Origin of the sequence: Sphingosinicella sp. LHD-64 (genome assembly GCF_031157375.1) — a bacterium.
In the GTDB taxonomy this organism is placed as follows: domain Bacteria; phylum Pseudomonadota; class Alphaproteobacteria; order Sphingomonadales; family Sphingomonadaceae; genus Allosphingosinicella.
Window position 1 is genome coordinate 1 of the sequence record NZ_JAVIFV010000006.1, and the last position, 13,968, is coordinate 13,968.

Annotated in this window: 15 protein-coding genes; 10 read left to right on the forward strand and 5 right to left on the reverse strand. The window is 66.2% G+C overall.

From position 1 onward, the window contains the following. Positions 1 to 124 precede the first annotated feature (124 nt). The 3 genes from RCO27_RS18050 to RCO27_RS18060 all read left to right on the forward strand — a co-directional run bounded on the left by RCO27_RS18050 (position 125) and on the right by RCO27_RS18060 (position 3,706). Complete coding sequence (locus RCO27_RS18050; RefSeq protein WP_309004110.1) at positions 125 to 373, forward strand: acyl carrier protein; 249 nt, start codon at positions 125 to 127, stop codon at positions 371 to 373. 6 nt (positions 374 to 379) lie between these two features. Further along, positions 380 to 1,624: an aminotransferase class I/II-fold pyridoxal phosphate-dependent enzyme gene (locus tag RCO27_RS18055; protein ID WP_309004111.1), complete on the forward strand. Its 1,245-nt coding sequence runs from the start codon at positions 380 to 382 to the stop codon at positions 1,622 to 1,624. Positions 1,625 to 1,690: 66 nt separating this feature from the next. After that, complete coding sequence (locus RCO27_RS18060; RefSeq protein ID WP_309004112.1) at positions 1,691 to 3,706, forward strand: ATP-binding protein; 2,016 nt, start codon at positions 1,691 to 1,693, stop codon at positions 3,704 to 3,706. On the opposite strand, the gene RCO27_RS18065 is transcribed toward RCO27_RS18060, so the two are convergent. Further along, a complete protein-coding gene (locus RCO27_RS18065; protein ID WP_309004113.1) occupies positions 3,663 to 4,595 on the reverse strand; it encodes a hypothetical protein in 933 nt (310 codons plus the stop codon). The genes RCO27_RS18060 and RCO27_RS18065 overlap by 44 nt on opposite strands. A 92-nt stretch (positions 4,596 to 4,687) precedes the next feature. Here RCO27_RS18065 and RCO27_RS18070 point away from each other — a divergent pair, with 92 nt between their 5' ends. The 4 genes from RCO27_RS18070 (at position 4,688) to RCO27_RS18085 (ending at position 7,388) form a co-directional block, all read left to right on the forward strand. After that, complete coding sequence (locus RCO27_RS18070) at positions 4,688 to 5,692, forward strand: TraB/GumN family protein (protein ID WP_309004114.1); 1,005 nt, start codon at positions 4,688 to 4,690, stop codon at positions 5,690 to 5,692. Between the two features lie 75 nt (positions 5,693 to 5,767). Further along, positions 5,768 to 6,454, forward strand: a complete 687-nt coding sequence (locus tag RCO27_RS18075) for a 50S ribosomal protein L25/general stress protein Ctc (protein ID WP_309004115.1) — start codon at positions 5,768 to 5,770, stop codon at positions 6,452 to 6,454. A gap of 120 nt (positions 6,455 to 6,574) precedes the next feature. Further along, positions 6,575 to 7,150, forward strand: a complete 576-nt coding sequence (gene pth, locus RCO27_RS18080; protein ID WP_309004117.1) for an aminoacyl-tRNA hydrolase — start codon at positions 6,575 to 6,577, stop codon at positions 7,148 to 7,150. 4 nt (positions 7,151 to 7,154) lie between these two features. Next, positions 7,155 to 7,388 carry a YdeI/OmpD-associated family protein gene (locus tag RCO27_RS18085; protein ID WP_309004118.1) on the forward strand — a complete coding sequence of 78 codons (234 nt, stop codon included), beginning with the start codon at positions 7,155 to 7,157 and terminating at the stop codon, positions 7,386 to 7,388. A gap of 68 nt (positions 7,389 to 7,456) precedes the next feature. Here RCO27_RS18085 and RCO27_RS18090 read toward each other — a convergent pair whose 3' ends face one another. Continuing rightward, positions 7,457 to 7,879 carry a hypothetical protein gene (locus RCO27_RS18090; protein WP_309004119.1) on the reverse strand — a complete coding sequence of 141 codons (423 nt, stop codon included), beginning with the start codon at positions 7,877 to 7,879 and terminating at the stop codon, positions 7,457 to 7,459. Continuing rightward, the gene (locus RCO27_RS18095) at positions 7,869 to 8,456 is read right to left on the reverse strand and encodes a Panacea domain-containing protein (protein ID WP_309004120.1); all 588 of its coding nucleotides are present in this window, start codon (positions 8,454 to 8,456) and stop codon (positions 7,869 to 7,871) included. The genes RCO27_RS18090 and RCO27_RS18095 overlap by 11 nt, the downstream gene beginning before the upstream one ends. A 619-nt stretch (positions 8,457 to 9,075) precedes the next feature. Here RCO27_RS18095 and RCO27_RS18100 point away from each other — a divergent pair. Beyond that, complete coding sequence (locus RCO27_RS18100; RefSeq protein WP_309004121.1) at positions 9,076 to 9,681, forward strand: TIGR02466 family protein; 606 nt, start codon at positions 9,076 to 9,078, stop codon at positions 9,679 to 9,681. 156 nt (positions 9,682 to 9,837) lie between these two features. On the opposite strand, the gene RCO27_RS18105 is transcribed toward RCO27_RS18100, so the two are convergent. After that, on the reverse strand, positions 9,838 to 10,116 hold the full coding sequence (locus RCO27_RS18105; protein ID WP_309004122.1) for a BA14K family protein: 279 nt from the start codon (positions 10,114 to 10,116) through the stop codon (positions 9,838 to 9,840). 270 nt (positions 10,117 to 10,386) lie between these two features. Between RCO27_RS18105 and RCO27_RS18110 the strand changes: the two genes are divergently transcribed. Next, positions 10,387 to 11,112 (forward strand): sterol desaturase family protein, encoded by a 726-nt coding sequence (locus tag RCO27_RS18110; RefSeq protein WP_309004232.1) that lies wholly within the window; start codon positions 10,387 to 10,389, stop codon positions 11,110 to 11,112. A gap of 45 nt (positions 11,113 to 11,157) precedes the next feature. Here the strand turns inward: RCO27_RS18110 and RCO27_RS18115 are convergent, their stop codons facing one another. Next, positions 11,158 to 11,568 (reverse strand): hypothetical protein, encoded by a 411-nt coding sequence (locus tag RCO27_RS18115; RefSeq protein ID WP_309004123.1) that lies wholly within the window; start codon positions 11,566 to 11,568, stop codon positions 11,158 to 11,160. A gap of 149 nt (positions 11,569 to 11,717) precedes the next feature. Between RCO27_RS18115 and RCO27_RS18120 the strand changes: the two genes are divergently transcribed. Then, on the forward strand, positions 11,718 to 13,823 hold the full coding sequence (locus RCO27_RS18120) for a TonB-dependent siderophore receptor (RefSeq protein ID WP_309004124.1): 2,106 nt from the start codon (positions 11,718 to 11,720) through the stop codon (positions 13,821 to 13,823). The last annotated feature ends 145 nt before the right edge of the window (positions 13,824 to 13,968 follow it).

Here is a 13,968-nt window from a genome sequence, read left to right on the forward strand (position 1 = left end):
CAGACCGCGCCGGCCCTCGCCGCCAGCGACTTCATCGTCATCTGAAATCCAAGGCGACGCCCCGACGCCGCCTTTCCGCCCTATTCGCTTGGCACATGGGCCCGGCAATCCTAAAGGGCCAAGTATGACCGACAGAGACGAGACCTTCGACAAGGTCGCCAAGCTGATCGCGCCGTTCAACAAGAAGGGCGTCCCCCTCGCGGATGCCACCACCTTTGCGGGCGACCTCGAATGGGACAGCCTGGTGGTGATGGATTTCGTCGCCTCCGTGGAGGACGAGTTCGACATCCTCATCACCATGAACATGCAGGCCGAGATCGAGAATGTCGGCCAGCTCGTCGACGCGGTCGAGAGCCTGAAGAACGAAGGCTGAGCCACGATGACCGACGCCCTCCGCCAGACGGCGGACGCCGATGCGCCCGCCACCGACCTCTTCTCCAAATTCGATCCGCTGATCGCCCAGCGCGAGGCCCTGCTCGCGACCGGGGTCAAGGATCCCTTCAGCCTCGTCATGGAGAAGGTGCTCTCGCCGACCCGCGCGATCTGCAACGGCAGGGAAACCATCCTGCTGGGCACCTACAATTATATGGGCATGACGTTCGACCCCGACGTCATCGCCGCGGGCCATGAGGCGCTCGACGAGTTCGGCTCCGGCACCACCGGCAGCCGCGTCCTCAACGGCACCTATGTCGGCCATAAGGCGGTCGAGGAGGCGCTCAAGGACTTCTACGCCATGGACCATGCCATGGTGTTCTCGACCGGCTACCAGGCCAATCTCGGCATCATTTCCACCATCGCCGGCAAGGGCGACTATGTCGTCCTCGATATCGACAGCCACGCCTCGATCTACGACGGCTGCAAGATGGGCGACGCCGAGATCGTCCCGTTCCGTCACAACGACATCGGCGCGCTGGAGAAGCGGCTTGCCCGCATTCCGGAGGGCGCGGGCAAGCTCGTCGTCCTGGAAGGCGTCTATTCGATGCTCGGCGATGTTGCGCCGCTGAAGGAGATGGTCGCGGTCTCCAAGGCCGCCGGCGCGATGGTGCTGGTCGACGAGGCCCATTCGATGGGCTTCATCGGCCCCAACGGTCGCGGCGTTGCCGAGGATCAGGGCATTATCGACGAGGTCGACTTCATCATCGGCACCTTCTCGAAGAGCGTCGGCACGGTCGGCGGCTTCTGCGTTTCGAACCATCCCAAGTTCGAGATATTGCGGCTCGTCTGCCGCCCCTATGTCTTCACCGCCTCGTTGCCGCCGAGCGTCGTCGCCACCGCTGCGACCTCGATCCGCAAGCTGATGCACGTGCCCGAGAAGCGCGCCCATCTCTGGGAGAATTCCAAGCGGCTCCATGCGGGTCTCAAGGGGCTCGGCTTCCAGCTCGGGACCGACGTGCCGCAATCGGCGATCATCGCGGTCCTCATGCCCGATCTCGAAAAGGGCGCCGCGATGTGGGAGGCGCTGCTCGCCGAGGGGCTTTACGTCAACCTCGCCCGCCCGCCCGCGACGCCGGCGAACATGACGCTGCTGCGCTGCTCGCTCTGCGCCGCGCACAGCGACGAGGAGGTCGGCCAGATCCTCCGGATGTTCGAGAATGCGGGCAAGGCGACCGGGGTGATCGGCTAGGCGCTCCCCGGGGCGCCCGCAAACTTCCTTTCCAACTTGTTAACCTTATTCTACTAGTCCGCCGTCATGGCGGACGAGGGGCTCGAAGCCGTTCCCGAGGAGGGCGGACCCTCCACCTGGCGGGCCGTATGGGTGAGCGCCGGCGCCTTGCTGGCGACTCTCGCCCTGATTGCGCTCATCTTCATGATCACCTGGTCGAACCGCGCCCGCGACGAGGCGCTCGGCTGGGAGCGGCGCACCTACGAGGTCATGGTGCTCACCCGCTCGATCGACGCCGCAATCGCCCGTTCGGAAGCTGCGCTCGGCCGCTACGTGCTCGACGAGCAGCGGCAGACCGGCACCGATTATTACAACGAATGGCGCGCCGCGGACTATCAGATCGGCCAGCTCGAGCGGTTGATCCGCCGCGACACCGACCAGGCGGCGCGCATCGACCGGCTGAAGCAGTTGTTCGACCAGCGCAATGCCGAACTGGTCCCGGCCGCAAGCGCCGCCCAGCGCGGCGAGGGCTCGGGCGGGCTTGGCCTGCTCTATCAGGCCGCGGCCGCGCCCACCCTGCCAGCGCTCCGCGTACTCCTTAGCGACATCTCGCGGGCCGAGCGCGCCAAGCTCACCCGGCGGGTCGAGGAGACGCAGGGTTTCGTCGCGCGCGCCGACGCCTATACGGAATGGCTCGGCTGGCTCGCCATCCTGATCGGCCTCGGTGCGGTCGGACTCGCGATCATGGCGTGGCGCACCTTCGTCGACGCGGTCTACGCCCGCCGCGAGGCGGAAAGCGAGGCGATCCGCGCCTCGGGACTCGAGGACGCCGTGCAGGCGCGCACCCTCGAGCTGGTCGAGGCCAATGCGGCGTTGAAGACCGAGGCGGCCGAGCGCGCCGCCGCCGAGGCGCAGCTGCGCCAGGTCCAGAAGATGGAGGCCGTCGGCCAGCTCACCGGCGGCATCGCCCACGATTTCAACAACATGCTCGCAGTCGTCGTCGGCGGTCTCGATCTTGCCCGCCGCAAGCTCCACGGCTCCCGACGCGAGGTCGAGTTCCACCTCGACAATGCGATGGAGGGCGCCACCCGCGCCGCCGCGCTGACCCGCCGCCTTCTGACCTTCGCCCGCGCCGAGCCCCTCGTCCCCGAGGCCATCGCGCCGTCCGAGCTGGTCGAGGACATGCTCGACCTCGCCGACCGCGCGATCGGCGAGCGCATCCAGGTCCTGACCCGCTTCGCCGACGAGCCCTGGCATGTCTGGGCCGACCGCACCCAGCTCGAGAATGCGATCCTCAACCTCGCGGTCAACGCCCGCGACGCGATGGACGGCGCGGGCACGCTGACGATCGCGGTCGAGAACATCGCCCTTGCCGCGCCGCGCGAGGCGCTCGACACCGGCGACTATGTCCGCATCCAGGTAATCGACACCGGCAAGGGCATCCCGCCGGAAAACCTCCACCGCGTGTTCGAACCCTTCTTCACCACCAAGCCGATGGGCAAGGGCACCGGCCTCGGCCTCTCCCAGCTCTTCGCCTTCGCCCGCCAGTCGGGCGGCGACGTCACCATCGAATCCGAGGTCGGCAAAGGCACCACCGTCTCGGTCTTCCTGCCCCGTTCGCTCGCCGCCGCGGACAAGGCGGCCGCGCGCGCCGCCGCCGCACGCGCGCCACGCCCCGCGCCGGCACCGGAGCGTGGCCGCGGCGCCGGCTCGATCCTGGTGGTCGAGGACGATCCCCGGGTCAGCCGCTCGACCATGGATGCGCTGGAGGAGCTGGGCTACCGCCCGGTCGCCTGCTCGGGCGGACGCGAGGCGCTGGACCTCCTCACCCGGACGTCGGATTTCGATCTCGTCATCACCGACGTGATGATGCCGGAGATGACCGGCACCGAGCTCGCTGCGGAGCTGCGCCGCCAGCATCCGCACCTCCCGGTCATGTTCGTCACCGGCTATGTCGGCGAGGCCGGCGAGACCGAGGACCTGATGGGTGGCGAGCTCCTGCGCAAGCCGTTCACCGTCTCCGCTCTGGCCGACACCGTCGAGGCGGCGCTGCGCGGCGTCAGCGGATCGCGCCCCCCCGCCAGAGGCGAGGCAGCAGCGTAAGCGCCCCCAGGATCGGCCAGCGCCGCATCCACGGCTTCACCTCGATCCCCGCGCCGGCATGACGATTGATCTTCCAGGCGAGATAGTCGACGCCGCCGGCGAACGTCGTCGTCGCCTTGGCGAGCCTCAGCAGGGTCAGGGCCTTGCCCTTCCAGCGGCGTTTCGGCCAAAGTTGGCGTTCCCATGCCAGATCACGCCAGTCGAGCCCCGTTAGATCGACGACACCCCTCCGCTCACATAATGCCAGCGGCGTATGCTCAAGCGCTGGTTCTGTGAAAAGGAGATAGCGATCCGCATCCAGATCGACGATCGAAGTTGATCGGTCGGTCCTTTCGGCCCTTAGCTCGGCGTCATAGGTCAGCCTGAATCCGAGACGCCAGAGATCGAGGGAGGTGATGGACGATTGGGTTTCGGCTGCGACGGCTGCTGCAGCGTTCAGCAGTGTCGGAGCCGCACGCGCCACGGTCTCGACGACCCTCGACCGCGCGTCCCCGTCCGAAGCCCAAACCAACCGCGATGGCTGAGCAAAACGCGCCCACACCGATACGGTGCTCGCCAACCTGTCGGCTTCCCGCGCGAAATCCGCCTCGCTCAGCACCGCATATTTGGCGATGAGGCCCTCATGCTCGAAGGGGAAGACGTTGGGCGGCACCATGCGGTTGGCGAGGGTCAGCCAGGCACTGCCATAGGCGTCGCGATAGTCGGACACGATCAGGTAGAAATCGAGCATCAGCCCGTCGAGCTCGCGCTGCCTCAGGCACGACCCGTAGAACAGCACCGCCCTGGCCGCCTCGGGATAGTCCGCCGCCAGGGCGGCCGCCATCGCCGTCACCTGCGGATCGACCGGCCGCGCCAGCTCTTCGGCGACGAGGGTTTGAAGCTTGTTCATGCACCCTCCATATCGCCCCTGCTCTCCTGCCGGGAAAGAGGGCGCGAACATGGAGACCGATGTTGCGTATCGATCGTCACCTGATTGGGCGGATGAGCCGCCGGAAGAAAAGGGCCTTTCAGCTCCTGAAGCGGCTGGCGGCCGCCGCGCTGGCCTTCGCCTCCGCGCCCGCCCTCGCCCAGGAGGCGGCCCCGGCGCGCCCGCCCGCGCCCTCCCCCACCGCCCAGGCGGCGCCGCTGCCCGATGCCGATCCCGCCTTGTGGGTGGTGCGCGACGAGGACACGACGATCTACCTCTTCGGCACCTTCCACCTGCTCGACGAGCGGCCCTGGTTCAACGACGAGGTCAGGACGGCGTTCGATGCCTCGAACGAGCTGGTGCTGGAGGCGATCATTCCCGACGACCTGGCGAGCATGGGCCAGCTCGTCGCCCGCTATGCCCGCTATCCCGAAGGCGAGAGCCTGTCGCAGCGCCTGACCCCCGATCAGCGAGCCGCGCTGAACAACATACTCGCCGGCGCGAACCTGCCGGCCGAGCGGTTCGACCGGATGAAGCCCTGGTTCGTCGCGATGACCTTGTCCGCCGTCGGCGGGCGGCAGATCGGCATCGGCGCCGCCAACGGCCCGGAGGGCGTGCTCACCCGCGCCGCACGTGCGCGCAACATGCCGGTCGGGGAGCTGGAGAGCGTGGAACGGCAGCTTCAGATGCTCGATTCGATGCCCGAGGCGCAGCAGGTGGCGATGCTCGCCCAGACGCTCGAGGCGCATGACGACGTCGCGAGCGAGCTCGGCCCGATGCTGGAGGCCTGGTCGACCGGCGACGTGGAGCGGCTGGTCGCGATGCTCGACGCCCAGAGCGAGGAGGATCCGGCACTGCACCGCCTGCTCTTCACCGAGCGCAACCGCGCCTGGGCGGACTGGATCCGCCAGCGGATGGCGCGTCCGGGAACGGTGTTCCTCGCCGTCGGCGCCGGCCATCTCGCCGGCAGCGACAGCGTCCAGGCGGCGCTTGCGGAGGGCGGCCTTCGTGCCGAACGCGTGCCGCATGTCGAGGCGCCCTGCGGGAGTCCTTGCGCCCGGCCCCCGCTTCCCCTATAGGCCGCGCCTTCCCGCGCATGGTCATCCCTGGAGGCGTGTGCGGGGGATATTGAACCCGCATTCTGGAGACATGCAATGAGCGAACAGCTTACGCTGTCGGCCGAGACGCGCGAACGGGCTGGCAAGGGAGCCTCCCGTCACCTGCGTCGCGATGGCCGCGTGCCCGCCGTCGTCTACGGCAACAACGAAGCGCCCCTCTCGATCCACGTCGAGGAGAAGGTGCTGATGAAGGCCCTCAACACGGGCCACTTCATGAACTCGGTGGTGATGATCGACGCGGGCGGCCAGCCGGTCCGCACCCTGCCGAAGGACGTCCAGTTCCATCCGGTCACCGATCGGCCGCTGCATGTCGATTTCCTGCGCATCTCCGAGCATGCGACGGTCACCGTCGCGGTGCCGATCCGGTTCATCAACGACGAGCTGTCGAAGGGCATCAAGCGCGGCGGCGTGCTCAACGCGGTGCGCCACGAGCTCGACCTGGTCTGCGACGCGGCCGAGATCCCTGAGGACGTGATCGTCGACCTCGCCGGCACCGACATCGGCGATTCGATCCACATCAGCGCCGTCACCCTGCCCAAGGGCACGACCAGCGCGATCACCGACCGCGACTTCACCATCGCGACGATCGTCGCCCCGTCCGGCGTCAAGGCCGAGGCGGCGGAAGCCGCGGCGGCGGCCGAGGGCGCCGAGGAGCCCGCGGCGGACGAAGTGCCGACCGTCGGCGAGGACGCAGCGTCCGAGGGCGGCGAAGAGGCCCAGTAATTGTCCGTACTTTCCTGGCTCGGTTCCCTCTTCGGCCCGCGGGCTGTCGAGGTGCCGGGCCAGCCCGCCTCGGCACCCGAGGTGCCAGATGATCCGAAGGCTTGGGGGGATTTCGCACCCGTGCAGATCTGGGTCGGCCTCGGCAATCCAGGCGCGCAATATGCGATGCACCGGCACAATGTCGGCTTCATGGCGGTCGATGCGATCGCCGAAATCCACAATTTCGAGCCGGCGAAGAAGGCCTTTCACGGCTGGGCCCAGCAGGGTCGGATCGGCACCAGCCGCATCCTGCTGCTGAAGCCCGCGACCTTCATGAACGACAGCGGCCGGGCGACCCGCGCGGCGATGGACTTCTTCAAGCTCGACGCCGGCGCCGTCACCGCCTTCCACGACGAGCTCGATCTCGCCCCGTTCAAGGTGAAGGTGAAGACCGGCGGCGGCACCGCCGGCCACAATGGCCTGAGGTCACTCGACGCCCATCTCGGCCCCGATTTCCGCCGGGTGCGGATCGGCATCGGCCATCCCGGCCACAAGGACAGGGTGACGAAGCACGTCCTCGGCAACTACGCCAAGGCGGAGACGGACGAACTCGCCGATCTCCTCGCCGCCATCGCCGCCGAGGCGGACTGGCTCGCCAGAGGTGACGACGCCCGCTTCATGAGCGATATCGCGATGAGGATGCAGCAGCCGGAGTGAGGCGATGGCGAAACGGCCGATCCATGCGATGCCCGACGATGTCCGCGCCGCGCTGAAGGCCGGGGGCGTCACCGCGGACTATGACGCCCGCCCCCACTACCAGCGCAACGACTATCTCGGCTGGATCGCCAGCGCCCGGCAGTCGGACACGCGGCAGAAGCGGATCGACCAGATGGTCGCCGAGCTGAAGGCCGGCGGTGTCTATATGGGCATGAATCACCGCCCGAGCGCGAAATGATGGTATTCTGGCCGACCATCTTCATATCAGGTGAATTGGCACGACACCCACCGAAAGCCCACAAGAACCTATTTTATATAGCCTTTGCCCTTGAGAAAAATCGTCAGTTTCTGACCACTGGCCGCCTCGAAAATCCAAGGCGCCGTTTCGTCTGAAAGTACGAAGCCAGCCTGAAGACGATACAAGACATCCGCGCTGACGGATGCTCGGAGTTTGATGTGACCCTTTGCAATCTGTTGGTTGGTATCGTTGAGAGATACCACTTGGGCGAAATCGTAAGATGCACATGATTCCCGATTGATAAAGGGATGGTCACCTACGTTCAGGACACACGACGAATCGGAGCGTTCGTGCCGAGTCACTATCGGCACAATAACAGCCAAGTCCTTTTGAACGTTGATGGCCACACAAATCATCAGGTGGGCTCCGGCAGGATTATGAGCCCCGCCGGTATTGTGCATCAGAAACGTCGCGCTGACGCTAAGCGGCACGCAGCCGCCCTAAGCGACCCACTTCCTTTTGTAGTGTGCGCAGATCGCGCGCACTATTATCGGGGTCATTAATCCCGACTTGTGCGAGTAATTCCGATAGATCAATCGGAAGGCTCGCTGCCGGGCCGACTTCGACATATTCAGGGCAATGCTTGTGGGTCCAATTGCGGATTTGGGAAGCCGTCATGACCCCGAACTCATCCCACGTCGCATCCAAGATCGCTCGATCCGCTCGACTTAATCGATCTTCAGTCACCTCGCCGATAATCGTTACGTCCTTACGATTCTCAGCCAGAGCCAATGCATGCCAAGCTCCATCAGATAAGTTGTGGTCCATGCCGTTGAGGGCGCTGGACGCAACAGGACCGTGTGGGAGGGAGAAATACGAGTCGAAGTTGATCGGCTTACCCCGGCGCGCGAACGACAGCCGGTCAGCCAGATAAACCAGCTTGATGAGCTTAAGCTTCTCGGCTGATCCACCCGCTTTCCGGACAAAGTAAGCAATCGTCTGAATCGATTTGAGGTGGTCAAACCCAAGCGCGGCCACCGGCTTGTAGTCGGGGTATGCGATTGACATGGGGTCCCCCTATACGCGTCGGTGGGTTAACCGTCCATGACCCATTTTATCATGAGACATGCAGATTAGCGCCTCGGGAACATAAATAGAACATACGATCCTATTTTGCAATCCTGTTCGGATTACGGTGGTGTTACGGTGCCAGTCTACCGAACGCCTCCCGGTGTCTCCGCGCGAAAGCACAAATGAACGATTGACGGTGGCCTTCCCGGCGAGCCTTCCTACAGAGTCTGTTTCTGTTATGTTCCGCATCGGCTCTTTCATATCGTCGATCCACGATGCGCCCGCTCTGCGTCCCTGGGCCCGTTTCCGAAGCCCCCATGGCCAGTGCGACCATCGGACCGTCGCATCCGCCGATGCCGCCCGCGCCCGTCGCCGATCTCCCGATCATCCCGCCATCCGTATCGCGCCGGATACCGCGCCAGCCGAGCACCAGGCCGTCCCGAGCGCAGCCGAAGGTACGAGGCATCGAACGAAGGGGAAGTTCACGGAGTCGCGGGAGATCGTGAACTTTACGAGAGGAAAAGCCCGGGCGGATGTCGGAGAAGCGGGGGACGCAATCGCCATCGGGACGGAATCCTGTTTTGCAAATCCCGTTCGCCGGCGGCAGGAACGGGCGATGACCAGCCGCGACCTCTTCGCCACCCGCTTCTACGCGGGCGACCTCGCCGATCCCGGCCTGCTGCCCGAACTGAAGGAGGCGTGCCTCGCCCTCGCCGATGAGGACATGGCCGGGCGGCGCTGGAGCCGCGCACACGGCTATCGCGGCTACACCTCCTATGCCTCGCTCAACGACCTGCCGGACCGCGATCCGCGCTTCGGCGATCTGGTGCGGCACCTGAACCGCCATGTCGCCGCCTTCGCGAAGGATTGCGCGTTCGATCTGGGCGGGCGGCGGCTGAAGCTCGACAGCCTGTGGGTGAACGTCCTGAAGCCCGGCGGGACGCACAGCGGCCATATCCACCCGCACAGCGTCGTCTCCGGCACCGTCTATGTCGCCGTGCCGCCGGGCGCGGGGGCGCTGAAGCTGGAGGATCCGCGCCTGCCGCTGATGATGGCCGCGCCGCCGCGCACCCCGGACGCGCCGGAGTCGCTCAGGACCTTCGTCTATGCCGAGCCGAAGCCGGGCACGATCTTCCTCTGGGAAAGCTGGCTGCGCCACGAGGTCGTGCCCGGCACGCAGAAGGGCGACCGGATCAGCATCAGCTTCAACTACCGGGTCTAGGCTGTATCGACATCCACCTTCTTTCCCCGTCTCCCTTCGGGGAGAGGGCAGGGTGAGGGGGTCGGGCGGCCGGGATTATTCTCTGACTCAGAACCCCCTCACCCCAACCCCTCTCCCCGTGGGGGAGAGGGGCAGCGGGCTCGATGCCTATTTGCCCTACAGCCGGCAACGTGCGGTGACGCCGGGCCGCACCGTGTAGCGGTCGGTGCGCGGATTGTAGCTGCGGTAGCGGCGCGCGCAGGCCTTCTGATGGGCGGAAAGTCCGCGGCCGCTTCGCGCCTGGCGTTGTTCGCGGATACGCTGCTGGTGGCGGCGGAGATTGTCGTGACGCTGGGCCTGCAGATGCGAGCCCAGCCAATCCTGGGCGGCGGCTGGGGCCGGACTGCCGATCCCGACGCACAACGCCAGCGCGATCGCTGCAAACAACGCTTTCATACCCACCTCCACGCTTACATCCGAAGGATAGAAACGGCGCCGGAACCATGGAGTTCCCGACACTTGGCAGCGTCCGGGTCAGGCCAGCGCCCCGCCCCCGCCGCAAAAGCGCCGCATTGCAAATCCATCTGCCGGATGCATATGTGAACAGGAAAGCGCTCCCCTTCGGGTCGTGAGCGCGTTAAGGACAGCGACGTGAAGACCGCCCAAAGCCCCGAACTGAAGCTCCTGCGCACCGCCTTCTGGCAGCGCGAGCATCATCTCGACAAGATGACCTTCAAGGAGCTGGTCGTCGCCTATTTCCAGTATCCGGCGATCATTGCCTATCTGCTGCTGTCGGTCGTCGCGCTCGGCGCGTTCGCCTGGTCGCCGGCGCCGGTGGTGCCGACCCTGCTGGCGATCGGCACGGCGAGCGTCGCCTATCCGCTCATCTGGTACGTGCTGCACCGTTGGGTGCTGCACAGCCGCTGGATGTTCAAGCGCCAGTTCCTCGCCGCGACCTGGAAGCGGATCCACTACGATCACCACCAGGACCCCAACCATCTCGAGGTCCTGTTCGGCGCGCTGCACACGACGCTGCCGACGATCGCGATCGGCGTGATTCCGCTCGGCTGGGCGATCGGCAGCTTCTGGGACGCCGGCTTCGGCGGCGCCGCGATCGCGTTCGCGACCGGGCTGATCACGACCTGCATCTACGAGTTCGTGCACTGCATCCAGCACCTCGCCTACAAGCCGCGCCACAAGCTGCTCGTCGAGATGAAGAGGCGCCACATGGCGCACCACTTCCACGACGAGAACGGCAATTACGGCATCACCACCTTCTTCTGGGACAAGCTGTTCGGGACGTTCTACGACCGCTCGGAGCGCCCGGCGAAGAGCCCGACCGTGTTCAACCTCGGCTATGACGAGACGGCCGCCAGGCGCTGGCCGTGGGTCGCGGAGCTGTCCGGCGGCGTGACGACCGGCCATCCGCGGCAAAGGGAAAAGTCGGCCTGATCCGCCGCTGTCGCGGATGCGCCGATTTCCTGCGAACATTCCGCGCTAGTCGGAACCGATCTCGCGCAGGGCCGCGGCGGTCGCCTCGGCGGCGACGCGGTTGATGGCGGCCGTCACCTCGGGGCGCGCCATGGCGGCCTCGACCCGGCGCCCGATGCGCGGGCCGGCGTTGCGGACGACGCGGCGCACGGCCGGATCGTCGACGCGGCGGCCATCGGTGCAGCGAAGCACGTCCCGGTGCATGTTGAGCTCATAGCCGTCCCATTCGCCGGGCGCGTAGCCGCAGGCGCGATTGATCACGGCCTGCTCGGCGGGCGTGAAGAAGGGGCCGCCGGCGCGGATCGCACGCTCGATCGTCGTGTCGAGCGCCTGCTCGGCATCCTCGGCCAGCGCCGGATGCACCGCCGCAAGGAAACCGGCGGCCAGGAACACCGTCACCCAGACCCGCACGATCATCGCCGCCTCCTCGATTTGCCGATGATGCTACATTTGTAGCATAGAGGCTGAACGCCGGATGAACGTGCATCGCGTTGGGATCGCTATTGCAAATCCCTCGCAACAAGGTTAGCCGCGACCCGTTCTCAATAACAATCGAAGGGTGGGTCATGGTTCGGGGTCTGTCGTTGTGCGTGCGTGCCGCTGCGCTGCTGTCTGTTTCCGGCGCGGGTCTGGCGGCTGCGCAGCCGGCTGACACCGGTGCACCCGGCGACGAGATCGTCGTCACCGCCAACGCGATCACCGCCACCAAGACCGACACCCCGCTGATCGAGACGCCGCAATCGATCAGCGTCATTTCGAACGACCTCTTCACCGATCGCGGCGCGCGCAACCTGCAGGAGACGCTGCGCTATTCCGCGGGCGTGACCGGCGAGGCCTACGGGCTCGATTCGCGCGGCGACACCAGCGCGATCCGCGGCCTCAATCCGGTCGAATATCTCGACGGCATGCGGCGCATCTTCAACTATGCGGTGCTGCCGCGCATCTCGGTCGAGACTCTGGAGCGGGTCGAGATCCTGCGCGGCCCCTCCTCCGTGCTCTATGGCCAGGGCGCCAATGGCGGCATCGTCAACATGGTGAGCAAGCGCCCGCAATTCGGCGCCTTCGGCGGCGAGATCGCCGTCCAATACGGCAGCTTCGACCGCTATCAGGGGCAGATCGACCTCACCGGCAGCCTCGATGCCGGCGGCACGCTCGCCGGACGGCTGGTGGCCGTGGTGCGCGATGCGGGGACGCAGACCGATTTCGTCGACGACGACCGCATCGTGATCAATCCGTCGCTGACCTGGCGCCCCGGCCCCGACACGTCGATCACCCTCATCGGCACCTATCAGCGCGACCGCGGCGCTTCGACCCAGCAGTTCCTGCCGATCATCGCCACCATCCTGGCGCCGGAGGAGGAGCGGCTCGACCTGTCGACCTTCCTCGGCGATCCGGAGCAGGACCGGCTGCGCACGACCCAATATGTCGGGACGCTGCTCGCCGAGCATCGCTTTTCCGATGCGGTGACCGCGCGCACCAGCCTGCGCTATCTCGACGCGGACACCTTCTTCCAGGAACTTTATCCGGACGTCTATTCGAACCCGCTCGACCCGTTCATCGACGCCGACGACCGGGTGGTGAACCGCTTCATCTACGGCACCCGCCAGCACCTGCGCACGTTCAACTCCGACACCAACCTGGAGCTACGCTTCTCGACCGGCCCGTTCGAGCATCTGCTGCTCGCCGGCCTCGACTATACCGACTATCGACAGCGCGCGCGGAGCGGCAGCGGCGTCACCACGCCGATCGACATCTACGATCCGGTATCCACCGGCGTGACGCCGGTGCCACTCGTCGACCTCCCCGATCAGCGCAACACCCAGCTCGGTATCTATGTGCAGGACCAGATCCGCTATGCCGACCGCGTCACGCTGGTGGTGGGCGCGCGGCGCGACCGGGCGCGCTCGCTGACGACGAGCCCCGGCTCCGAGGTCGAACGGATCGACAAGGCGACCACTTTCCGCGTAGGGCTGATCGGGGAGATCGGCTGGGGTCTCTCGCCTTATGCGAGCTATTCCGAGGCGTTTCTGCCGCTCGCCGGGCTCGACTTCGGCGGCCAGGACTTCGTGCCGCAACGCGGGCGCCAGTATGAGATCGGCCTCAAGTGGCAACCGCGGCGCGGCGTGCTCGTCACCGCCAGCCTCTACGATCTCGAGGAGACCAACCGGCCGATCAACGATCCCGAGAATCCGGTCAACATCATCCAGACCGGGCGGATCAAGTCGCGCGGCTTCGAGATCGAGGGGAGCTTCGTCCTGCCCGGCCATTTCACGATCACCGCCGCCTACAGCTACAACGAGGCGATCGTGAAGGAGAGCGGCTATCCCGAGGAAATCGGCGAGCAATTGAACGACACGCCGCGCCATCTCGCCTCGGCCTGGGCGGCGCGGACCTTTCCGCTCTCGGCGGATGCCCATCTGAGGCTCGGCGGCGGCGTACGCTATGTCGGATCGACCACCTCGATCGGCCTGTTCGGCGCGCCGACCGTCCGCACGCCCGGCTACACCCTGGTCGATGCGCTGGTCGAGCTCGACTATCGCCAGCACTGGCGGCTGTCGATCAACGCCACCAACCTGTTCGACAACGACTATTTCGCGCCCTGCCGCTCGTTCGGCGACTGCTTCACGGGCAACGGCCGGTCGGTTATCGCCACGCTCGGCTATCGGTTCTGAGGGTAGGCATGGTCTCCGCAAGCTCTCCCACCCCGCCATTGCGAGCGAAGCGAAGCAATCCAGCCGGGCGTTCAAGTCAGTCTGGATTGCTTCGTCGCTCCGCTCCTCGCAATGACGTTCTGAGGACGATTGCAAACTGGGAGAC